Genomic DNA, 19,900 nt, shown 5'->3' with positions numbered 1-19,900 from the left:
GACTGTGATTCATGTTGGGCGAACAATCAGTGATTGAATTTTGTTAAGTGCTGCAATCTTGGATATTTGTGGGCAATAAGGCCGGGCAATTGCCCGGCCTTATTCTTGTTCTCAAGCATGGGTTCTCAGATTCAGCTGCAGGCTTTGGTCAGGGCCTGGTCCAGATCTCGGATCAAGTCGGCAGGATCTTCCAGACCAATGGAAACCCGTACCACATTGGCGCCTGCGCCGGCGGCCTCTTGCTGTTCCGGTGATAGCTGGCGGTGGGTGGTGGAGGCTGAGTGGATGATCAGCGAACGGGTGTCGCCCAGATTGGCCACATGGCTGAAGATTTCCAGAGAATCCACCAGTTGGATGCAGGCGTCATAACCGCCCTTCACCGCAAAGGTGAATAGGCCGCTGGTACCCTTGGGGTAGCAGGCCTGCGCGCGCTCAAAATAGGGGGAGCTTTCCAGACCAGCGTAGGTCACGTAGTCGATGCGCGCGTCCTGCTCGAGCCATTTGGCGACGGTCATGGCATTTTCACAATGGCGCTGCATCCGTAGGGACAGGGTTTCGACTCCCAGCAAGGTGTAATGCGCCGCCTGCGGGTTCATGGTCATGCCCAGGTCACGCAGGCCAATGGCAATCCCATGAAAGGTAAAGGCGAGGCCGCCAAAGGTTTCGTGGAATTTGAGACCGTGGTAGGCGGGCTCTGGGGCCGAAAGCGATGGGAATTTGTCGCTGGCAGACCAGTCAAACTTGCCGCTGTCGACCACTACGCCGCCAGTGACGGTGCCATTTCCGGTGAGGTATTTGGTGGTGGAATGCACAACCAAAGTGGCCCCCTGCGAAATCGGATTGCACAGATAGGGCGTAGCGGTGGTGTTATCGACGATCAGCGGCACCCCTGCGGCATCCGCCACATCGGCCAGCGCGCGCACATCGGTCACGTAGCCGCCTGGGTTGGCGACGGATTCGCAGAAAACCGCGCGGGTGTTTTCATCAATGGCGGCAGCAACAGCGTCGAGATCATCGGTATCGACAAATTTCGCCGACCAGCCAAAGCGCTTAATGGTCTGGCTGAACTGCGTGACGGTGCCGCCATAGAGCCGGGTCGAGGCAACCACATTGCAACCAGGAGTCATCAGAGGGAACAGCGCCATGATCTGCGCTGCATGACCGGAGGAGCAGCACACCGCGCCAACACCACCTTCCAGCGTGGCTAGGCGTTCTTGCAACACGGCGACGGTGGGGTTGGTCAGGCGGGAATAGATAAAGCCAACTTCCTGCAGATTGAACAGGGCGGCGGCATGGTCTGCATCGCGGAACACATAGCCGGTTGTTTGATAGATCGGCGTTTGGCGCGCGCCAGTGGCTGGATCAGGCTTGGCGCCAGCATGGATTTGCAACGTGTCAAAGCCGTAGGCAGGTGCATCAGTCATTTGGTTTTCTCCCTTAATCAATTCTCTTGGCAAATGTTTAGGACAGCTTGCCCGTGGGTACAACGCGGGGCTGGAAAATCGGAAAAATCAAGCCCGTTAAGAGCTGCAGATGGGAAGGTTTCCCCAACCCGAGCCCTGCCTGTGTCTGTTCAGGGGGCAGGGATGCGGTCGGCAAGGGGAGCGGTCCCTAGCGGATCCATAGCCCTTCGGACTTGATCTTGTTGCGAATGGCCTGCTCGCGGCGGGGGAGGTGGTCTTGATCAAACAGTGCCCGCACCCGTGCACCGCGATTTTGATAGACCAGACGTTTGATCGGCTCATAGGTCTTCAGGACTTTTTTCAGCCAATTTGGCGCCGCAACTTCTTCCAGCAGCTCAATCACCTTGTCGCTTTCGCGGGCATAGAGCAGCGGAAACAGCCGGTAATGACAGCTGGTCTCTCCGTCTAGGAAGCCAGACGGTAGTGCATCCCGGCCCCCGCCAAAGGAGTGGATCACCAAGGGCAATGCGACTTGGTCCAGCCAGGGGTCCAGCGATTGGCCGACCAGCTCGACCGGGGGATCTTTCTGAATGGACTGGGCATAGACCGCAAAGCGTTTGCCAAAAGCGCGCGGGCAGGCGCCATAGAAAAAGCCGGCATTGAAATAGAGGTAGCGTTTCCAAAATTCGTCGGGCTGCTCCAGATCCAAGGTTGGATCCATGTCCAGGCCAAACCGTTCGTAAAGGGAGCGCCAGATCTCGCCATAACCCGGACCATAGAGCGTTGGCTTGGGCCATGTACCTTCGCGACGCAGCGAGGCCGAAGGGCGATTGAAATCAAACGGCACCTCACTGAGGTCGCCGGTGATCAGGGTGTCGCTGTCAAAGAAAACAAAAGGCTCCCCTTCGGGCAGGGCGTGAAGGGCCTCGATCTTATTGCCATAGGGGTAGGCCTGGCCAAAGAGCTTGCTTTCAAATGGCAGGATTTCGACATTCAGACGCGCTAGGGCTTCTAACACGCCTGCATTGTGAATGCTGGGATCTTTTTGCCAAAGCGGGCCCGGTTGCGGCACGGCAACAAACAGGCGTCCAGAAAACCCCGGTGAGCTGTGGCGCAGGGAAGCGGCAAACAGCAGTGCCTCATATTGCAGGCGACCTGCCTGACCGATGATCATGACGTTAAAAGACTGCTGCGCCATTAGGTTTCCTGTCTTCCGCCTCTTGCGAGCGGATGGGGCTTGGGTATCCTAGGGTCTATATTCGAAACCTGTCTGGGTCAAAAGGCAAACCGTTTGTTGTATGCGCTGACCTCGCAGGGCGCGACTTGTATGTATCAGTATTGGTGAGGACTTGGCTATGTCGAGAAGACTATCTGTTCTAATGTTTGGGTTGGCGCTATTGCCGAGCTGGGGGCAGGCCGCGCCCTTTACCACCGCTGCCGAGGTAAAGCCCATTTTGGCGGCAACGCGGGCGAATTGGGTGTCGGTGCGGGAATATGAGGGACAGGATCTCCTCTATGTGACCCATTTGTGGTCCTGGCGTTGCGGGTTGGACGGTATGCGCATTGGCATCAACGGGGCTGTGCCGGTGATTTGGCCGATGCCCCCCTGCCACGAAGATCAGGCGGCCCCCAACGCGATCCTTCCAGAGGATGGGTTGCCATACGGGGTCTTCCCGTTGGGCTCTATCCAGCAGATCACCATTGACGTTTTTTACGACGACCGCACCATGGAAACTCTCCGGGTCGACCGGTCAGGGCAGCCGATATCACCATAGCTCACATAGGTTTCTGGACGGTCGATCTCGTACGATATGGGGCCAAAGTTGCTTCCGAACGCGCGGTGACAGGCCGGGCTTGGAGCTGTCCTCATGTGGCCCTGAGGTTTCATGGTCTTCCTGGACAAAGGATGCACCAAGCGTCAGTTTTGCCGATCAAGAACCAGCGGTTAACTCGTCACGTCGCTCACGAGGTCATTGGCTCTGTGCGATCAAAATCACATAAAAAGTGGGGGCGAGGCACTAGATTTCATTTGGAGCAAATTTCTTCTTACTGAGGTCTTGCAAACGGATCTGTTTGGTGTAGAAGGTCGCAGAAATACGGAAGCGACAACATAGTGATCTGTCGTTGTCAGTGTTCGGTAACAGTGCCCCTATAGCTCAGCTGGTAGAGCAACTGATTTGTAATCAGTAGGTCCGCGGTTCGAGTCCGTGTGGGGGCACCATTACCGCTTGCTTAGCGGCCTGTTTTTCAAGTATATCAAGGCGATAGCGTCCTCCCCGAGACACTTTTCTGGTCACTTTGAGGACACAACAATGGTCGTGATGATGAAGCTCAAGTATGTTGATGAACTGTCCGGGGGGCGAAAGCGATTCCGTCGCCGCTATCCCAAGGCCGTGGCGCTAGCCCTCGGGGATACCTTTTATCAGGTTCCCATGAAGGCCCGCGAGGGTGCCGCCTTAATGCAAGAGCAAGAGAAACACGTCAGGGCCTTTGACATGGCCGTTGCGAAAGCAACCGGGGGTAGCGGGGGGTTGTCCCCTCTGGAACACTGGAAGGACGCCCTACGGCAAGCTGAGGAGGCCCTAGAGGCCATGACGGCCACGGGCATGAATGAAGACGACAAGCGGGGGGTCTTGGCCGATGATCTACACCATCGGAAAGCCGACCCTGTGTTGGTCAAGGCGGTGTCTGCCCCTCAGTCCGAAGAACCCCCGGTCACGTTGCTGGACGCTAAGCGTATGTATGAGGAAGAAAAGCACGGGGCCAATCCGGGGCGCAATAAGCGGGCCTTCCTTGACCGGGTCTGTCGCCAGATAGAGGGGGCGCTGGGGTCACTCGATAAGTTGGCCTTGGTGGACCTAAAGCGGGAACACGGGCGCAAGTTGAGAGACCACATGGTTAACAAACCCGCCGCCGGGAAAAAGGGAAAGCTGGTCTCCGTGGCTACTGTGGACCGGCAAATGAATGTGGTCCGGTCGATGGTGTCACTTGCTATTGTGGAGTTTGACCTTGAGGGCAAAGCTAAGAACCCCTTCAACGGCTTGCGAATGTCTGACGACATGCGGGCAGCACCCGAGACAGAATGGGAGCGCCGTGACCCGCTACCAGAGGCCATTTTAGGTGCCATGAGTGACCGCCTGAGGGTCAAGCTCAAGTCGCCCGAACTTGGCCTCATATGGCGCATTCTGGCGGGCACTGGTTGCCGTGGCGCTGAGGTGGTTGGTCTGCGTGTCGAAGACGTGATTGTCGACCACACATATCCACACATATGGGTTCGCTGGCATGAAGACCGCCGCGTCAAAACCAAGGTGTCTATCCGTCAGGTTCCCCTTGTCGGCGATGCTCTGGTTGCCACCAAGGAAGCCCTAGAGCTTGCCAAAGGCCAGACCATGCTATTCCCCAAGTATGCCCGTGAGGCTGGCCCCGACGCGGTTTCTCAGGCCCTGATGAAACACCTACGCACCGTGACCAAGAACCCGCGTCACGTGGTCTATTCCCTCCGTCACAACATGAAGGACTGCTTGGTTGCCGCTGGCGTCGATCAACGCGACGAAAACCGCATACTCGGGCATGCCCTCGGGGGCCTTGGGGACCGTGTTTATGGGGGCAGTGAGGTGCGCTTGAAGGCTGCCTATGAGGCCATGGAAAGGGCACTGTCCGTCAAACTGTAGCTCCCTGTCTTCCTGATCGTCGTCAGACGGACTGAGGGCAGCACGTCGCGGGTCACCCACTCTTGGAAGGGCTTGGCTTCCGGCTTGTCGCTGCGGGTGATCAGCTTGTAGAGGCCACTCTCACTGATGAGGTTGATGGGGCGTCCGTGACCCAGACCAAGTGAGGTTCGACCTCTCATGGTCTTCTCGTCCTCGTTCAGCGGGTTAAGGACGCCACCGTGTCTACTGATGCCGAGGGTCTTGAGGGCGTCAATCGCCACGAACCACGGCTCACCGTCGATCTGGACAACCCGCAGGGACAGCCCGTTGAAGTCGTAGGTGCTGACCTCAGGCTCCCCTTCCGGTTCCACCCTCGCAGGCGCTGTCGCTGGTGCTGGCTCGGGCGGTATGAAGGGCACCCCGTAGCGGGTCATGCGATCTGGTCTGGCCTCAGCATCCGGCCCTTGGGTTGTGGCTGCTGTTTCTCAATCTCACGCCGTTCGGTTGCCTTTCGCCATGCCTCTTGCTGGGCATGATGGGCAGTGTATGTATCCTGACCCTTCGCGGCAATCTGAGCGGCGCTGGGCATATTGACTGAGAAGTTACCCGAGGGCTGCGTGATGTTGCATCCTGCGGGTTTCTGCTTTGGGTCACCCTCAGTGACAACGGGGCGGTATGGGACGTTGGACATGGTCTGGTTCCTATCGGTGATTGTTAGGGGTGCCCCCTTCCGTCGCCTAGAAGGCTGGTGGTGGAAAGGGGCTTGTTCTGTGCGGGGTCAGCCGCGTGAAAAGGTGACGATCTTCTGTTTCACGGCAACCTCCCAAGAAACGGGCGTTCCGTTGACCATGACGAACAGGCCGCCGCCGGGTTTGTCAGCAAACTGGTAACCCGCATCGGTCAGCATATCGCGGACCCTTGAGGTTTCGTAACGGTCCATCTGTGGGAGGTAAGCGTCTGCCATCGTCTGTAGGCCCTCTGTCTTATGGTGGACGAAGTAATTCCGCGCCGCCTCCATCATGTCGGACCGAAGCTGCGGGTTGGAGGTGACGAAGGCTTGGAATGCGTCCCCATTCTCGATGCCCGCATCAACCATGAAGTCTGTGGCAGCATCATGGGCACCCTGCCATACCTCCATGACTTGCGCTTCCATCGCTTCGGGTTCAATGCCCGCCTTCGACGCCATGCGCCCGATGGTGGCCTTATCCACGTCACCATAGTGCAGGACGCTATCCACGGTCTTGAACAGTTCACCGGGGTTCTGCCCCGCCAGTAGGTCAGCCATAGCGGCGTCCCCAGCATCCCCGAAAGAGACCCCCTCGGGTTCACCTTCGGTCTTTCCTTTGGCCTCTGCCGTTGCCGGTGCCTTTGATATCGCTTCGGCTGCCGGGTCTTTCATTGTTGCGGGTGCAACCTTTTCGGAAAAGCTGCCATCGGGATTGCGGTTCACAAGACCCATATTCGCTGCCACGTTTAGCGAGACCCCCATTCCCTGCACTTTGATTATATCGCTGCCACGGGGGCTACGGCCCATGATGGGGCTGCCTGCATGTGACCGGACGGTCGCCATAAGGCCCCCGCTTTCATCATCGTTAGGGCGGGCTTGATAGCTGATAGAGGGGTTGCTGGCCGTCTGCCCATTGCCTGCGCTTTCCCAGCCACCCCCGTTGCCGACTTCTGAGCGGATTGCTGAAGGCAGGTCGTTATTGTGGAGGTTCGATGCAGGCGTTTCTTCTGCGCCTGTCGCGGTAATCCAGTTTGTCATGATGATGTTCCTTCTATTGAGATTTAGTTTGGCGTCAGTTGGATAAGGGGGCGTTGGTGCCGCCAAAGTCTTCGTGGTTGATGATGGTTTCGAGGCCAGATGCCATGAGGGCAGCCAGAACTTCAGCCTTGGAGATTTCCTTTCCAGTGGTCTGGAGGTGTCGCCTCTGGAGCATGTCCAAGGCTGCCATCTGGTCTGTGCGAATGCGGGTCGTGACCCACGTCGGGCGGTCCTGCCAAGGGTATCTGTTTGAGGCTCTCCGTTGATGGTGGACAGCATCAGTGATGGCGGTTTCTTCAGCGGCCATGAACTCCATTGGTCGGACCAGATCGAACAGCCGATTGCGCATGACGCGAGACCAGCGGGTCCGGTTGCGTTCGCCAAGAGCCGTGGCCTTGGAGCCTATGGGGCGGGTGTAGAGATTGGTGGTCATGTGGATTCCTTTCGGCGCAGGTGTTACTTACGCGTATGTGAGATTGTTGGGGGAGTGGTTGCGGTAGTTGCCATCGACGTAGAAGACGCGGCCACGGGGCCAGTGACCTCGTGACAGGAACCAAGCGACATGAGATAGCAGGACGCGGCGACGATAGACGGAGACTGCGCATCGACCGTCGTGAGCGAAGGTGCCGACGATCTCGTCTTTCTTCACCTTGCGACGGGAGCCGTAGTCGTAGTTGGCACGGACGTGTTCTCCCTCGATGCGAAAGCGTCTTTCGATCTCTTCGAGGACGTAGTCATCAGGGCAAACTGGGATGTTTCTCTTGTGATTTTTTGGTCGTTCTGACCGTGGTGGTTTTGTGTAGACTGTGGCGTCTGCATCAGCCCAAGTATCGAAACCGGGGGGAGTATACACATATTCTGGCATGGCGATGTTCTTTCGTAGAAACAGAAAAAACCCCCGTCAGGTGAACTGAGGGAGCGCGTTAGGGTGGGCTTTGAAGGAGTGTATTAAGCGGTGGTGAGTGTCATCGGGACAGACACAGTCTTAATTCGCGTGGTGGTCACGATTTGAGTGGTCAACTCGAAGACATCATCTTCATCAATCACGCTGTCATGGTGATCACAGAGTTCGACCTGCTGTTGCGTGTATGTTTTGATTCCGCCCTTTCCACGGCACCAGCATTTGCCGAGACCAGTTCTTTCATCACAACAAAGGCAGAACTCTACCTCGTCAACTTGAAGAGGGGGCACATTGGTCAGCGGTAAGTAACGGCCCACAGGCCGCAAGGGGTCCAACTCTGGGTGGTCATGAGGTTTTTCGTGAGTGACCTTTCGGAAGACTGGTTCTGTGCGCTCGATCTTTCGCTTCGCGGGAGACCAATGGTCCATATCCTGTCCAGCAAGCAGATGTTCATTCAGCCAATCAACAAAGTTGGTAGCCATGATCGGATTGAAGTCACCCGTCTTCCCGTCGGCCAAGACCTTGACTGCCCTTGGGCTGACCAAAGAACCGCGATTACGTCGGCCATCGGTGAACCTGAACGGGGTATCTTTGATCTTGATGATGTCAGGATGGTCAAGTCGCGCTAGCAGTCTTCCAGTGTGCTTGGTGTCCTTAGCATTCAAGCCGACCATTTCGATCACAGCAGACGCAGACAGCCATAGGTTTCCATTGGTCTTGATGAAATCGACATTCCTGTTGCCACTCAAGTCGGTATACACAGTAACAGCGTGTTCATAATCGTCAGTGAACAAAGCGTCACCAACATCATCGACGCATTCGTCCATGCTTGGTCCTTTCTTAAACTATAAGGGTAATGGCGGCTATTTATTGGCGGGTATCTCGGTAACCGTCACCGGGTCTGGGTGTCTGACGGGCGGATAAGCAGCCTGATGTGACAAACTATGAAAACCATTGTCTGCACCCCTCCGAAGGCATGCGCCAAAAGAGAACCACCCCGGCAACCTGAGAGGTCACCGAGGCGGGCACCAAGGAGGCAACAGTGAAGTGAACATCACCTGTCGTGAGAGAAGACGCCCATCATCGCATAGCCAATGTCGGCAGCGCCCGATAAAGCTCCGCCGGGTGTGACCGCTCAGGGTGTCTTATCTCTAGTATGTGTTAAAATGCATGAGGTGCCCTTGCTCAAGTCCCCGCCTCATCAAGGATACGGTAGACACTGGATCGACCAATGCCGACCTCGCGGGCAATAGCGGTCCCCCCAAGGCCCTTCCGGTGCAACCTCAAGACTTCCTCTGTCTTGGCCTTGGCCGTGGGCTTCCTGCCGGTATACTTCCCCGCCGCCTTTGCCTTGGCGATGCCCTCCCTCTGGCGTTCCAACATGATGGACCGTTCGAACTCTGCCACGCTGCCCATGATGGAAAGCATCAGCTTGCCCGTAGCGGTCCCCGTGTCGATATTCATGGAGAGGATGCGAAGGTGGGCACCCTTGGCCTCTATGGCCCCCAAGACCTCCATCAGGTGCGCCACAGAGCGGGCCAGACGGTCCAACTTGGTGACCAACAGCGTGTCCCCTTCGCGTAGGAATTCTAGGGCCTCTGAGAGCTTCTGACGGTTGTCCTTGTCCACAGATGAGACTTGTTCCTGAAAGACCTTCTCAACGCCTTCCTTGGCGAGGTCTCGAAGCTGGGCCTCAAGGCCTGCCTTCTGGTCAAGCGTCGAAGTGCGGGCATATCCGATCAACATGTGTGGGTGTCCTTCTGTTCCAATAGGGTCTAAGGATTTTTGGCCGAACTGCCCCAAATTGTCAAGGAGGCCCTTATGGGACACCTTTCTGCCTCAAACTGAGGTGCCCCAAATAAGCTTGCTCTGTGGGACATTCAGGCCCCGGCAGTGCGGCGGTCGGTGAAGGTGATCGAACACCACGGTAGATCAATGGTGAACTCCCCCGGTCCCTCAGAGGTGACCCCGAGGCGCACGTCAGGTTCGCGCTGGGCAAGGACAGAGAGGTGACGGAAGGTGATGTCGAAGATGATCATGGCGGGTTCCTTATGGTGAATTGAGAGGCCGTCTTGGTCCCCCGGTCATCACACTTGGCTGCGCCACGAAGAAACGTCAAGTTATTGTTTTTGCTGCATTTAAGGAGCATTCCCGCATGTGGAGTTAAAGGGGTGTTAGGGTGCCCCCACGGGGGGAAATCGCGTGCCTCTCTATATATCTCGGGCTGTCAGATTTTTGTGATGAAATAAAACGGGTCCGCGTTAGGGTGTGGTTTCGTCGTTGACTTGCCAAGTGACCAAAGCCAAACTTTAGATATGGGGCTAGGTATCGGAGAGTAAGGTGAATAAAGAGCAGATAATCGACAAGATAAAGCTAGTATTTTTCTTGTTACTGTTACTCGGCATTCCAATATTGCTGGTCATCTTTTCGGAAGGCGGTGGCTCCTACGGTGATCAATATGATTACCTGAGGTGTTGTTGATCTAATCTCTCCCGCTCCCCCTGAGACGCCGCTGGGTTGTCCCTCAGTGCCCGCAGACGTTCCACCCTACGGAGGTCGTCGAGGGTGGCCGCTCGGTGGACCGGGGTGGGTTCCGGTTTGGGCTTCCCGAGGGCCAGCACGTCAGCGATGCTCTCGCAGTAGTTGAAATCGGACATGCGTGTCCGTTTTGCTTCCGCGACCGCCATGTATCTGCGGGCGTGGCGATCAGTGAACGAGCAGTTCGCCTCACACCACGGTCCAAACTCCCCGTGGGCCAGCTTCCGTTTCACCTCGACCAGCATCTCCCCGATCTCCGCAGCGATTTCCTTGGCGGTGCGCCCGAGGCGCTGGACTTTGCTTTGCTTCTGTGGGACACATTCCGCACACCCTCGGGGACACTGGCGCAACTTCGTCGTCTTGAAACCCCTTGAAAAACAACGCCCTAGCGGGTTCGGTCGATGCCGAGTTAAGCTGTGTGGGGGCACCATTTAAATCTCATAAAAACAATGAGTTGAGGGGTTTTTGTCGGCGCCAATTTTGGGGAAGTTTTGCTCGTGTCACTGATTTGTCACGACGTGAATCGGGTTTTTTATCAAGCACAAAGACCGCCCACCGTTGCTGGCAAGCTCACATGACGACTCCAGCCCGTCATGCTGTGAAAGGCGGAAACTCTAGACCCCAGTGGCAGAAGGTTGGGTAGCGGCGTGCGCCGAGCCGTGGTCTCGGGGGGCGACACCTCGGGCCATGCGACGCGCCAGTTGGGAATCTACGCCCTGACCGCGCTGGCGCCCACCATTCCTGGCGCTGCCTTGTTTCAGGCCCATGCTGAGGGGCCGATGGACGGCCTGCAGCTTGCACTCAAAGGTGGTCAGATGGGCAGCCATGACTATTTCGGCTGGATCCGAAGCGGAGGAGGACCCCGATGAACCGTATTACCGCAACCTATGATATTGAATCTCCTGTGGGCGTTGCGCGTGCAGCGGAAGTCTTGGCAGGAGAGCAATCCACCGGCACCTTCACCAGACTGGCCGCTGAAACAGACGCCCTGCGCGAACGCTCTGCGGCACGTATCGAGAGCATCAAGATCACAGGCAGCAGTGCGACACCGTCGCTTCCCTGCCGCAAGACCGGTGAAAGCTATGAGCGTGGCACAGTCACCATCAGTTGGTCGTTGGACAGTTTTGGCACGTCCTTGCCGACGCTAATGTCCACTTTGGCGGGCAATCTGTTTGAGCTCGCAGAGCTTTCGGCCATTCGCCTCATCGACATGCAACTGCCAAGCGCATTCGCCACAGATCACCCCGGTCCACAATTCGGTGCCCAAGGAACACGGGAGTTCATGGGCGGCCATCAAGGACCGGTCATTGGGACCATTATCAAGCCCAGCGTTGGCTTGACCCCGTCGGAGACCGCCGCCCTTGTGCAAACGCTTGTGGATGCAGGCGTCGACTTTATCAAGGACGATGAATTGCAGGCCAACGGTCCTCATTGCCCGTTTGATGAGCGCGTAAAGGAGGTTTCCCGCGTTCTCAATGCCCACGCAGATAAGATGGGCAAGCGGGTTATGTATGCATTCAACCTGACCGATGAAATCGATCAGATGTGGCGGAATCTTGAGCTTCTCGAAACCTATGGCGGCACCTGCGCCATGGTCTGCATGAGTTCCGTGGGTTTGACGGGCCTGCGCGCGCTGCGCAATCGCAGTTCAATGACAATCCACGGACATCGCGCTGGTTGGGGTATCTATTCACGTTCCCCTGACATTGGGATAAGTTTTCCGGTGATGCAAAAGCTTTGGCGCCTTTCCGGGGCTGATCATCTGCACGTGAACGGTTTGGCCAATAAGTTCACCGAAACCGACGATGTGATCGCGCAATCGGCGATCTCGGTCCAAACTGCGGTGGCCGATTGCGGCCCCGCACATCTGGCGATGCCTGTCTATTCGTCTGGCCAAACGATCTGGCAGATCGATCCGGCACGGAGCCTGTTGGGTAACGATGATTTTATCTTCTGTGCAGGCGGCGGTATTCTGAGCCACCCGAGCGGCGCGGCTGCTGGGGTCATTGCCCTACGCCAAGCCGCAGAGGCAGCCCGCAGTGGGACCGATATTAAGCAATACGCGAAAGAACACCCCGAATTGCAGGGAGCTGTTGAGACGTTTCAGAGGTCACGGATCACTCTGGCAGGCGGGTCTAGGCGCTGATGTCAGACAAGGCGGCGCCTGAACCAAATCCTTGCTGACGCATGAAAGAAGATTGCGCAACAAGCCAGTCCAGAAACACCTGACACCCGTAGCTGACCGGACCCTCGGGGCAGGTGGCATAGATCGCGTGATCTGTATGCAGTTCCAGCGCTAATGAGGGCACGAGGCGGCCATCGTCGAGATAGGGAGCGGCGAACAGCCCTGAAACCAAGGCATGCCCAAGCCCGCTTGCGGCCATCTCCAGGGCCGCGATACTCTGGTCGACATTGAGAGCAGCGCCCTGGGTTGGGGGCGACAGGTTCTCTTGCAGGAAAAACTGATGCCAGGTGTCGGCGACACCGATGATCTCTATCAAGGGAGAGTCTTTCAACGCCAATAACGTTTCGCCCCGTGCGAGCTGGAGGTTCGGGTGACAGACCGGAACAACTGGGTCACGGCTTATGAGGATCGAACGCAGTCCGGGCCAGTCACCATCTCCAAACCGGATTTCAACATCCAGTTGGTCCGATTGGACCGCGCTGGCCCATGTGCCCATATGCAATTGTAACTTAATCTGCGGGAAGCGGGCGCGAAAATCGGGGAGCTCTTTCAGAAGCCAAAGCTGCGCAAAGGTCGGAAGGCAGCGGATCCGTACCGGGCGGGTATCTCTGGCACCGAAAACATCCCGTGTGCCCAGCCGAAGGGTTTCGAAAGATTTGATCACCCAAGGCAGGTAGAGCTGCCCCATTGTCGTCAACTCCATCGGGCGTTTTCTGCGCGAAAACAACTGATAGCCCAGATGTTCTTCCAGCGACCTTACCTGATGGCTGATGGCGGCAGGAGTAAGGCAGAGTTCATTCGCGGCGCTTGCGAAGTTGCCATTTCGAGAGGCCGCTTCAAAGGCACGCAACCATTGTAAGGGGGGGATATCACTCATGCTGTTTACTCATAGCGCAAATATTTCTTTGGTTATATCAAAATATTATTTGTTTAACGAAAGCCAGTTCTCCATGCCAGAAACTTTGACAAACGGATGGAGAATGGCTTGGAGCATTTTGATTACATTATCGTTGGCGCGGGATCAGCAGGCTGCGTTCTGGCAGAACGGTTGAGCGCAAATCACAAAGCTCGGGTGCTTGTGCTGGAAAATGGTCCCTCTGACCTTTCGCCCTGGATTCATATGCCTGCCGGCTATGGCAAGCTGTTCTATGACGCAAAGCTGAACTACGGCTTTCACACCGAAGCTCAGCCGGCTCTTGCCAATCGTCAAGACTACGTCCCGCGCGGGCGTGTGGTGGGGGGATCTGGCGCGATCAACGCTATGGTCTATTGTCGTGGACTGCCGCATGATTTCGACGATTGGGAACGTTCTGGGGCAACCGGATGGGGCTGGGAGACGGTACAGGATACCTTTGACAAAATTGAAACCCAGGTCGCCCCCGACGGCACGACAACGGGCACAGGGCCCTTGCACGTGAGTGATGTGCGTGACCAAATTCATCCGTTGAACAAGAACTTCTTCACCGCCCTTGAGGAGTGCCAACTACCGCAGACCGACAACATAAATGATCCAGAAGGCGAGGGGGGGACGGTTTATCGCATCAACACGCGAAACGGGCGCCGCTGGTCCGCATCCCAGGCCTTTCTTACCCCTGCACTTGGGCGCAGGAATCTTGAACTGCGCACGCGCGCCAGGGTGCAAAAAGTGGTGATCGAAGAAGGGCGCGCCACAGGTGTGGAGGTTCTTTGGAAAGGAAAGCAACACCAAATTTCCGCTGGACAGGTCATCCTTGCCAGCGGCACCGTCCATAGCCCTGCGATCTTGCAGCGATCCGGTGTTGGGCCCGGTGCGCTGCTGGCGCAGCATGGTATTGAGATTGTGAAGGCGAACTCTAACGTCGGTGGGAACCTGCAGGACCACCTCGGTGTGAATTATTACTTCAAATCCAGCGAGCCCTCTCTCAACAACGTTTTGGCCCCCTGGTATGGTAAAGTACTGGTGGGGATACAGTATTTGCTAACCCGCAAGGGGCCGCTATCGCTGTCGGTGAACCAATGTGGTGGGTTTTTCCGCTCGGCCCCAGACCTGCCTTTTCCGGATCAGCAGCTCTACTTTAATCCGATTACCTACACGACGTCTAAAGTTGGTAAGCGCAGTGTGATTAACCCTGATCCGTTCCCCGGATTCATATTGGGTATGCAGCCCTGCCGACCCACGAGCCGCGGGCGGATCGACATCTCTGGCGCGGGCGTGGACGCCTTGCCGCGTATCCAAACCAATGCGCTGACAACCGGGGAGGATGAAGCGCGTGTCGTCGCTGGTGGTCGTCTTTGCGCCCAGATCATGAAGGCACCAATTATGCAGAAACTGGTGACTGAACCGATGTATGCCGACCTGCGAACACTGACGGACGAAGGGATCCTCGAGGATTTCCGGGCCCGCTGCGGGAGTGTCTTCCATCCGGTGTCGACCTGCCGGATGGGAAAGGATGCTGCCAGTTCAGTGACGGATCCACAGCTCCAGGTCCACGGGGTGAGGAACTTACGTGTGGTGGATGCCTCAGTCTTTCCGAGCGTTACATCTGGCAATACCAACGCCCCGACCATGATGCTGGCCTACCGAGCCGCCGAGATGATCCTACGAACAGGAAACTGATATGAAAATTACTAAGCTTGAGACCTTTGCCAATGAATTTGTTGGCTTTGTCCGCCTGACAACGGAAGATGGTCGTCAGGGCTGGGGGCAGGTTTCGACCTATAACTCAGATATCACCGCGCAGATTTTGCACCGGCAGATTTCGCCATGGGCCTTGGGGCGGGATACCGATGATCTGGAACGCTTGATGTGTGAGATCCCAGAACGGGAGCATAAGTTTCCTGGCTCGTATCTGCGCCGCGCTATGGCGGGGTTGGACACTGCCCTTTGGGACTGGCGTGGAAAGCAAGCAGGCAAGCCGGTGACTGAACTGCTTGGCGGTTCGGCAGGCAAGATCCGCGCATATGGCAGCTCTATGGTGCGCGATATTTCACCAGAGGACGAAGCGACCCGTTTGGCACGGCTGCGCGACGAGAAGGGTTTTGACGCCTTCAAATTTCGGATTGGCCGGGAAAACGGTCATGACCAGGACGAATGGCCTGGCCGCACTGAGGCCATCGTGCCGGCCGTGCGTGCGGCTGTAGGAGATGATGTTGCCCTGTTGGTCGACGCCAATTCGGGCTACTCGGCCGCAAAGGCCATTGAAGTGGGCAAGATGCTAGAACAAAATGGCGTCGGGCACTTTGAAGAGCCTTGCCCCTATTGGCTGATGGAAGAAACCAAGAAGGTCACGGACACCCTGGCGCTGGACGTGACGGGGGGGGAACAGGACTGCGATTTGCAACACTGGAAACGTATGATCGACATGCGGGCCGTGGACATCATTCAGCCGGATATACTCTATCTGGGGGGAATGCTCCGCACCCAAACGGTGGCTGAAATGGGGGCAAAGGCAGGCCTGGCATGCACGCCCCATTGTGCCAATCTGTCGATGGTGACTTTGTTTACCATGCACCTGCTTCGTGCGATCCCCAACGCGGGCAAGTATCTCGAATTCTCGATCGAAGGTGACAATGTTTATCCATGGCAGCGCAATCTTTTTGTGGAATGCCCTTATGGTATTGATGCTGGCCACGCCACTGTCACCGACGCGCCTGGCTGGGGGGTTGAAATCAATCCAGAATGGCTGGCGAAATCTACCTATCAGGCTAGCGAGGTTTCCGCATGAACGAAGATGCTTCTGCAAAGGGCTATTCGAAATGGCGCAGCTTTGGGCCTTTTGGGCAGGCCTGCGATCTGTGTGGCGTTTGAAACCAGACCTGGGTACAGCGATCTAGCTGGAGTGGGTCTTGGCAGAGGTGATGGCCGTCAACTTGCCAGATCCCAAATTGTTGCTCGCGGAGCGCAGCTCTGGCGCCGAGCGCTCCCGCAGGTTTGCAACCAGCCTTTCATGCCCTCCGTGGCATTGCCCATTCCAACATCGCCTGGCAGATTTCGGCAATGGCCCTGCGCATCTTGATACGGGCTTGGTGCTTACGCGCTCAAAGCATGCAGGCCATGTCCGGCGTCGGGCAGGACAATGCGGAAACAGGCTCCACCGTCTTGATTGGTAGCAGAAATCGAGCCCGCCATATCGCGGATAGTGCCAAAGCTGATCGAAAGCCCAAGGCCGGTCCCTTTTCCGGGGCCTTTGGTGGTAAAGAAGGGCTCAAACAGCTTGTCCAGAACCTCCTCTGGAATGCCGCCGCCGGTATCGCGGACTTCGATCACATGGCCCTGCTCGGTGGCAAAGTCAGCACTGATCGAGATCTCGCCCTCTCCGGCTCCGCTGGCCTCAATGGCATCGCGGGCATTGCTGATCAGATTAAGAAGAACCTGCTCGAAGATGACCTTTTCGCCGATCACGGTCGCCTCTGTTTCGGGGATTGCCAGTTTCAATGCGATATCCAGGGTGTGCAGCTGTGTGCGGGCTAGGGCTGACATCTCTTGCAGACTGTCGCGTAGATCAAAGGGATGGTTCACGCCTTCAGCTTTGCGGCCAAAGATCCGCATGTGATTGATGATCTGCGAGGCCCGTTCGGTCTGCTCGCCGATGCGGATCAATTTGCCACGCAGATAGTCCAGCTCCGCTTTATCCCTGTCGATCCGTTTGACACAGGTCGTGGAGGCCATGCGGATTACGCCAAGCGGCTGGTTCAGCTCATGGGCGACGCCGGTGGCCATTTCACCCAGTGTGGCGAGTTTGGAGGCATGGATCAACTGCTGCTCGGACTGGCGCAGATCGGTAATATCCTTGGCTGACAATACTGTCCCTATCCCGTCAACATAGGACTGCACGGTCAGAAGAATTCGGTCAGGATTCCGCCGCACTTCTCGTGGGATGCCGTGGCCACGCTGGATCTGGTCATCCACCCAGGTGGCAGGGTCCGCGACGCCGGGGAAGGCCGACTGATCAAGGCCCGTTTCGAGGAAACGGCGCAAGGTGAAGTCAACGGGCAAGACGGCAAGGATCTCTTTGTTGAAGGAGCGGAAGGCTGCATTCAGGAACAGGACATGCCCATCTTCTGCGAAAATGGCGACCTGTTCTTCGACCTGATCAAAGGCAGAGATTAGCTGCTGTTGTTCCCGCCCGGCCTGCTCGATCGCTTGCATCGCGTGCTGGAACACCACCGTCGCGCGTGCCATGTCCCCGATTTCATCGGTGCGGTCGGTGTCGGGGACGTCGATGGTGGCGCTGCGCTGCGAGATGTCGCGCAGACAGCCAACAAGAACTTCGACGCGTGCGCGTTTCGCCAAAAGCTCATCCTGCTGATCCTGGAGGATGCGACGGTCGCGGGCCAGGGTTTTTGACATATGATTGAAACACTTTGCGGTGTCGGCCAACTCGTCGCGTCCCTTGACCTCGATCTGGCTTTCCAGATTGCCGTGGGCAACATCCAGAGCGCCCTGACGCAGCCATTGGAGTTGCTGGGTGAGGAGGGTGCCGAGGCCAAAGCCAAAGACCGCCACCAAGGACATGCCGATGACGGCAATCAGGATGTTCCAAAACAGGGCCTGCGCCAACTCCTTCTCTACGGCCAGGGTCGAAAGACCGAGCTCTAGGGTGCCAAAGGTGCTCCCCTCGACTTCGATTGGCAGGTCGATGTCGATCAGGTGATCACTGCGCGCGTCGTCAAAGCTGGCATCGCGAACAAAGGGCGCCGCAAGAGCGGTTTCGGCGCCCCCTTGAGAGAGCACGACGCCTGACGGGTTTTTGACGCGTAGATAGGTCAGCTCTTCGCTGGAGACCGCGGTTTCGATCGTAGCATCCAGGGTCGCCAGGTCGGTTGCAATCACAGCATCAGCCACGGTGTTGGCAAAAACACGCGCGGTGGCCTCCGCCCGCTGGTAAAGCTGCGTGGTGGCAGAACCGCCCAGAGCGAACTGGTTGATCGCAATCAGGACGGCCATGACCGTCAATTCGATCAGGGCAATTCCAAGAACCGTTTTCAGCCGGAAGGACATGCGATCTCTCCATCATGTTTGATCCCTGTTTCATCACGGGCCATGCCGAGGGCGCGCACATCGTCCCAATCAGCGTCGTTCGCCGCGACAAATCCCGCCATGCCAATGCCTTGAACCAGCTCCGGATGGGTTGTGGCCATGTTCAAAAGCGCGGCCTGGATCTGTTGGGTCTGGTCTGGAGCGATCCCTTCATGGACCGCGATAGCATGGGGGGTGAAGCCTTCGGTTTCATATATGACGCGCAGCTGGGCCCGTACATCTGGATCCAGTGCATTCCAGGTGCGGGTCACCCCACCGCCTGCGGCCATCAGCCCCGCAGCCACAGCCCTATACACGCTGTCGTGGGATTTGACGTAGGAGGGCGAAACGCTCACGTTGACCCGCTGCAGTGAGGCTCGGTTCAGGATGCTGGCGCCAAAGGCGCCGGGCGACGGGAAGGCGATGTTTTGGCCATCCAGACTAGCGATTTCACTGAATTCGGAATCTACCCGCGCCACCATCACCCCTTTTAGGCGTTTGCCTTTCTGATGGGCGATTGCTCGATAGGAGGCTTCGGTGGAGAAGATCGCGTAGTGCATCGGGTTCATGTAAGCGAGGTCAAAGGCGCCCACGGCCAGGCAGGCCTCGAAGGTTGGAATGTCCTTTGTCGTGCGAAAGCGGAAGGTGGTTCCGGTCTGTTGGCCCAGCTCGGCCAGAAAGGGGCCCCACATACGGGCGAGGCGGCTGGCGGATTGTTGGGGCACAATACCAAAGGTCACTTCTTCCCCGTCAGAGGTTTCCCCGGCGATTTCCCCGGCCTCGGCCGGGGCAGTGAAGGCCACGCAGAGCGCTGCAATCGAAGCTTTGAGCGTTTTCATGCGACACCTCCGCTGGACTGAAGGTTGGCAGCATGCACGTCTTGGGTGATGCGCTGCACCTTCTTCAGCAAATTCTCGCCGGTTTCGGCCAAGGCTGAGGGGGCCACTTGGGGGCCTGCCTTTTGCGCTCCGACACGCACGGCTTCAATCAGCTTCTCAGGATCAAGTGGCTTTGACAGGAAATCAACCGCGCCTGTCTGCTGGGTGGATTGTAGTGCCGAAGGATCCCCGCTCAGGACAACGAAACTCAATGCGCGTTCCGGGAAACGGGCCTTGGCCCGCGACATTAGCTGAAATCCGTTGGAGGTGTCTCCCGAGGGGTCCACAAAATGCACGTCTGTCACCACAGCGGCGATATGAGGGTACCATTCCAACACTTCCAGGGCCATGTCGACGCTGTCGGCAATAATGGCGCTCCATCCTTCGAGATCGACGATGTCCTGAAGCTCTTCCAGGGCGTCCCTGTCATCATCCACAACAAGAACGGTCAGGGTCGGGGTGGCGTCGTTTTGTGTACTCAAAGTCATCTTTAACTCCATCCATGTAAACGTCTCCGTCTCACTATGAGTGAAGTATGCAATTGCACACAATGCCTATATGTGGATTATATCCCTATGAAAT

General features: G+C 57.1%; 20 protein-coding genes and 1 tRNA gene. 7 read left to right on the top strand and 14 right to left on the bottom strand.

Annotation, left to right across the window (positions count from 1 at the left end; genetic code table 11):
* Positions 1–131: 131 nt before the first annotated feature.
* Both MED193_RS07960 and MED193_RS07955 read right to left on the bottom strand, forming a co-directional pair.
* A complete protein-coding gene (locus MED193_RS07960) occupies positions 132–1,424 on the bottom strand; it encodes an O-acetylhomoserine aminocarboxypropyltransferase/cysteine synthase family protein (protein WP_009809179.1) in 1,293 nt (430 codons plus the stop codon).
* A gap of 187 nt (positions 1,425–1,611) precedes the next feature.
* Positions 1,612–2,601 (bottom strand): hypothetical protein, encoded by a 990-nt coding sequence (locus tag MED193_RS07955; RefSeq protein WP_009809178.1) that lies wholly within the window; start codon positions 2,599–2,601, stop codon positions 1,612–1,614.
* A 157-nt stretch (positions 2,602–2,758) separates the two neighbouring features.
* Here MED193_RS07955 and MED193_RS07950 point away from each other — a divergent pair, with 157 nt between their 5' ends.
* From MED193_RS07950 to MED193_RS22560, 3 genes are all read left to right on the top strand, one after another.
* Entirely contained in the window at positions 2,759–3,178 is a 420-nt protein-coding gene (locus MED193_RS07950) for a hypothetical protein (RefSeq protein WP_254655442.1), read from the top strand.
* Between the two features lie 370 nt (positions 3,179–3,548).
* Positions 3,549–3,624 (top strand) — tRNA-Thr (locus MED193_RS07945).
* A 91-nt stretch (positions 3,625–3,715) separates the two neighbouring features.
* Positions 3,716–5,074: a tyrosine-type recombinase/integrase gene (locus MED193_RS22560; RefSeq protein WP_083790468.1), complete on the top strand. Its 1,359-nt coding sequence runs from the start codon at positions 3,716–3,718 to the stop codon at positions 5,072–5,074.
* Here MED193_RS22560 and MED193_RS07935 read toward each other — a convergent pair.
* The 8 genes from MED193_RS07935 to MED193_RS23390 form a co-directional block, all read right to left on the bottom strand.
* Positions 5,035–5,487: a BRO family protein gene (locus tag MED193_RS07935; protein WP_009809175.1), complete on the bottom strand. Its 453-nt coding sequence runs from the start codon at positions 5,485–5,487 to the stop codon at positions 5,035–5,037. The two genes, MED193_RS22560 and MED193_RS07935, sit on opposite strands and share 40 nt — an antisense overlap.
* Positions 5,484–5,744, bottom strand: a complete 261-nt coding sequence (locus tag MED193_RS07930) for a hypothetical protein (protein WP_009809174.1) — start codon at positions 5,742–5,744, stop codon at positions 5,484–5,486. The genes MED193_RS07935 and MED193_RS07930 overlap by 4 nt, the downstream gene beginning before the upstream one ends.
* 87 nt (positions 5,745–5,831) lie before the next feature.
* Positions 5,832–6,818, bottom strand: a complete 987-nt coding sequence (locus MED193_RS07925) for a hypothetical protein (RefSeq protein WP_009809173.1) — start codon at positions 6,816–6,818, stop codon at positions 5,832–5,834.
* A gap of 34 nt (positions 6,819–6,852) precedes the next feature.
* Positions 6,853–7,251 (bottom strand): hypothetical protein, encoded by a 399-nt coding sequence (locus tag MED193_RS07920; RefSeq protein ID WP_009809172.1) that lies wholly within the window; start codon positions 7,249–7,251, stop codon positions 6,853–6,855.
* Between the two features lie 515 nt (positions 7,252–7,766).
* Positions 7,767–8,546 carry a hypothetical protein gene (locus tag MED193_RS07915; protein WP_009809170.1) on the bottom strand — a complete coding sequence of 260 codons (780 nt, stop codon included), beginning with the start codon at positions 8,544–8,546 and terminating at the stop codon, positions 7,767–7,769.
* Positions 8,547–8,904: 358 nt separating this feature from the next.
* Positions 8,905–9,465, bottom strand: a complete 561-nt coding sequence (locus MED193_RS07910) for a recombinase family protein (protein WP_009809169.1) — start codon at positions 9,463–9,465, stop codon at positions 8,905–8,907.
* Between the two features lie 134 nt (positions 9,466–9,599).
* A complete protein-coding gene (locus tag MED193_RS22910; RefSeq protein WP_009809168.1) occupies positions 9,600–9,758 on the bottom strand; it encodes a hypothetical protein in 159 nt (52 codons plus the stop codon).
* Between the two features lie 423 nt (positions 9,759–10,181).
* Positions 10,182–10,688 (bottom strand): DUF3102 domain-containing protein, encoded by a 507-nt coding sequence (locus tag MED193_RS23390; protein ID WP_039966013.1) that lies wholly within the window; start codon positions 10,686–10,688, stop codon positions 10,182–10,184.
* A gap of 216 nt (positions 10,689–10,904) precedes the next feature.
* Between MED193_RS23390 and MED193_RS07900 the strand changes: the two genes are divergently transcribed.
* Together MED193_RS07900 and MED193_RS07895 are read left to right on the top strand one after the other, a co-directional pair.
* Positions 10,905–11,126, top strand: a complete 222-nt coding sequence (locus tag MED193_RS07900; protein WP_039966012.1) for a nucleotide-binding domain containing protein — start codon at positions 10,905–10,907, stop codon at positions 11,124–11,126.
* On the top strand, positions 11,123–12,403 hold the full coding sequence (locus tag MED193_RS07895) for a ribulose-bisphosphate carboxylase large subunit family protein (protein WP_009809165.1): 1,281 nt from the start codon (positions 11,123–11,125) through the stop codon (positions 12,401–12,403). The genes MED193_RS07900 and MED193_RS07895 overlap by 4 nt, the downstream gene beginning before the upstream one ends.
* Here MED193_RS07895 and MED193_RS07890 read toward each other — a convergent pair.
* A complete protein-coding gene (locus tag MED193_RS07890; RefSeq protein ID WP_009809164.1) occupies positions 12,393–13,319 on the bottom strand; it encodes a LysR substrate-binding domain-containing protein in 927 nt (308 codons plus the stop codon). The genes MED193_RS07895 and MED193_RS07890 overlap by 11 nt on opposite strands.
* Before the next feature lie 108 nt (positions 13,320–13,427).
* Here MED193_RS07890 and MED193_RS07885 point away from each other — a divergent pair, with 108 nt between their 5' ends.
* Positions 13,428–15,038 carry a GMC family oxidoreductase gene (locus tag MED193_RS07885; RefSeq protein WP_157041313.1) on the top strand — a complete coding sequence of 537 codons (1,611 nt, stop codon included), beginning with the start codon at positions 13,428–13,430 and terminating at the stop codon, positions 15,036–15,038.
* 1 nt (position 15,039) lies between these two features.
* Complete coding sequence (locus tag MED193_RS07880; RefSeq protein WP_009809162.1) at positions 15,040–16,146, top strand: mandelate racemase/muconate lactonizing enzyme family protein; 1,107 nt, start codon at positions 15,040–15,042, stop codon at positions 16,144–16,146.
* Between the two features lie 305 nt (positions 16,147–16,451).
* Here the strand turns inward: MED193_RS07880 and MED193_RS22275 are convergent, their stop codons facing one another.
* The 3 genes from MED193_RS22275 to MED193_RS07865 are packed head-to-tail and all read right to left on the bottom strand — an operon-like array spanning position 16,452 to position 19,806.
* Positions 16,452–18,422 carry an ATP-binding protein gene (locus MED193_RS22275; protein WP_009809160.1) on the bottom strand — a complete coding sequence of 657 codons (1,971 nt, stop codon included), beginning with the start codon at positions 18,420–18,422 and terminating at the stop codon, positions 16,452–16,454.
* The gene (locus tag MED193_RS07870; protein ID WP_009809159.1) at positions 18,407–19,279 is read right to left on the bottom strand and encodes a phosphate/phosphite/phosphonate ABC transporter substrate-binding protein; all 873 of its coding nucleotides are present in this window, start codon (positions 19,277–19,279) and stop codon (positions 18,407–18,409) included. Before MED193_RS07870 ends, MED193_RS22275 begins: the two co-directional genes overlap by 16 nt.
* A complete protein-coding gene (locus tag MED193_RS07865) occupies positions 19,276–19,806 on the bottom strand; it encodes a response regulator (RefSeq protein WP_039966011.1) in 531 nt (176 codons plus the stop codon). The genes MED193_RS07870 and MED193_RS07865 overlap by 4 nt, the downstream gene beginning before the upstream one ends.
* Between the last annotated feature and the right edge of the window lie 94 nt (positions 19,807–19,900).

Source organism: Roseobacter sp. MED193 (assembly GCF_000152965.1).
Taxonomy (GTDB): domain Bacteria; phylum Pseudomonadota; class Alphaproteobacteria; order Rhodobacterales; family Rhodobacteraceae; genus Pseudophaeobacter.
Note: the sequence above shows the minus strand (reverse complement) of the source record. Positions and strands in the feature narration are given on the sequence as shown.

What these genes read in the sequence shown, in the direction of transcription:
- MED193_RS07925 (WP_009809173.1), bottom strand. Translation starts at nt 6,818, where the DNA reads ATGACAAACTGGATTACCGCGACAGGCGCAGAAGAAACGCCTGCATCG.
- MED193_RS07910 (WP_009809169.1), bottom strand. Translation starts at nt 9,465, where the DNA reads ATGTTGATCGGATATGCCCGCACTTCGACGCTTGACCAGAAGGCAGGC.
- MED193_RS07880 (WP_009809162.1), top strand. Translation starts at nt 15,040, where the DNA reads ATGAAAATTACTAAGCTTGAGACCTTTGCCAATGAATTTGTTGGCTTT.
- MED193_RS22910 (WP_009809168.1), bottom strand. Translation starts at nt 9,758, where the DNA reads ATGATCATCTTCGACATCACCTTCCGTCACCTCTCTGTCCTTGCCCAG.
- MED193_RS07915 (WP_009809170.1), bottom strand. Translation starts at nt 8,546, where the DNA reads ATGGACGAATGCGTCGATGATGTTGGTGACGCTTTGTTCACTGACGAT.
- MED193_RS22275 (WP_009809160.1), bottom strand. Translation starts at nt 18,422, where the DNA reads ATGTCCTTCCGGCTGAAAACGGTTCTTGGAATTGCCCTGATCGAATTG.
- MED193_RS07950 (WP_254655442.1), top strand. Translation starts at nt 2,759, where the DNA reads ATGTCGAGAAGACTATCTGTTCTAATGTTTGGGTTGGCGCTATTGCCG.
- MED193_RS07920 (WP_009809172.1), bottom strand. Translation starts at nt 7,251, where the DNA reads ATGACCACCAATCTCTACACCCGCCCCATAGGCTCCAAGGCCACGGCT.
- MED193_RS07935 (WP_009809175.1), bottom strand. Translation starts at nt 5,487, where the DNA reads ATGACCCGCTACGGGGTGCCCTTCATACCGCCCGAGCCAGCACCAGCG.
- MED193_RS07870 (WP_009809159.1), bottom strand. Translation starts at nt 19,279, where the DNA reads ATGAAAACGCTCAAAGCTTCGATTGCAGCGCTCTGCGTGGCCTTCACT.
- MED193_RS07930 (WP_009809174.1), bottom strand. Translation starts at nt 5,744, where the DNA reads ATGTCCAACGTCCCATACCGCCCCGTTGTCACTGAGGGTGACCCAAAG.
- MED193_RS07865 (WP_039966011.1), bottom strand. Translation starts at nt 19,806, where the DNA reads ATGACTTTGAGTACACAAAACGACGCCACCCCGACCCTGACCGTTCTT.
- MED193_RS07960 (WP_009809179.1), bottom strand. Translation starts at nt 1,424, where the DNA reads ATGACTGATGCACCTGCCTACGGCTTTGACACGTTGCAAATCCATGCT.
- MED193_RS22560 (WP_083790468.1), top strand. Translation starts at nt 3,716, where the DNA reads ATGGTCGTGATGATGAAGCTCAAGTATGTTGATGAACTGTCCGGGGGG.
- MED193_RS07890 (WP_009809164.1), bottom strand. Translation starts at nt 13,319, where the DNA reads ATGAGTGATATCCCCCCCTTACAATGGTTGCGTGCCTTTGAAGCGGCC.
- MED193_RS07895 (WP_009809165.1), top strand. Translation starts at nt 11,123, where the DNA reads ATGAACCGTATTACCGCAACCTATGATATTGAATCTCCTGTGGGCGTT.
- MED193_RS07955 (WP_009809178.1), bottom strand. Translation starts at nt 2,601, where the DNA reads ATGGCGCAGCAGTCTTTTAACGTCATGATCATCGGTCAGGCAGGTCGC.
- MED193_RS23390 (WP_039966013.1), bottom strand. Translation starts at nt 10,688, where the DNA reads ATGGTGCCCCCACACAGCTTAACTCGGCATCGACCGAACCCGCTAGGG.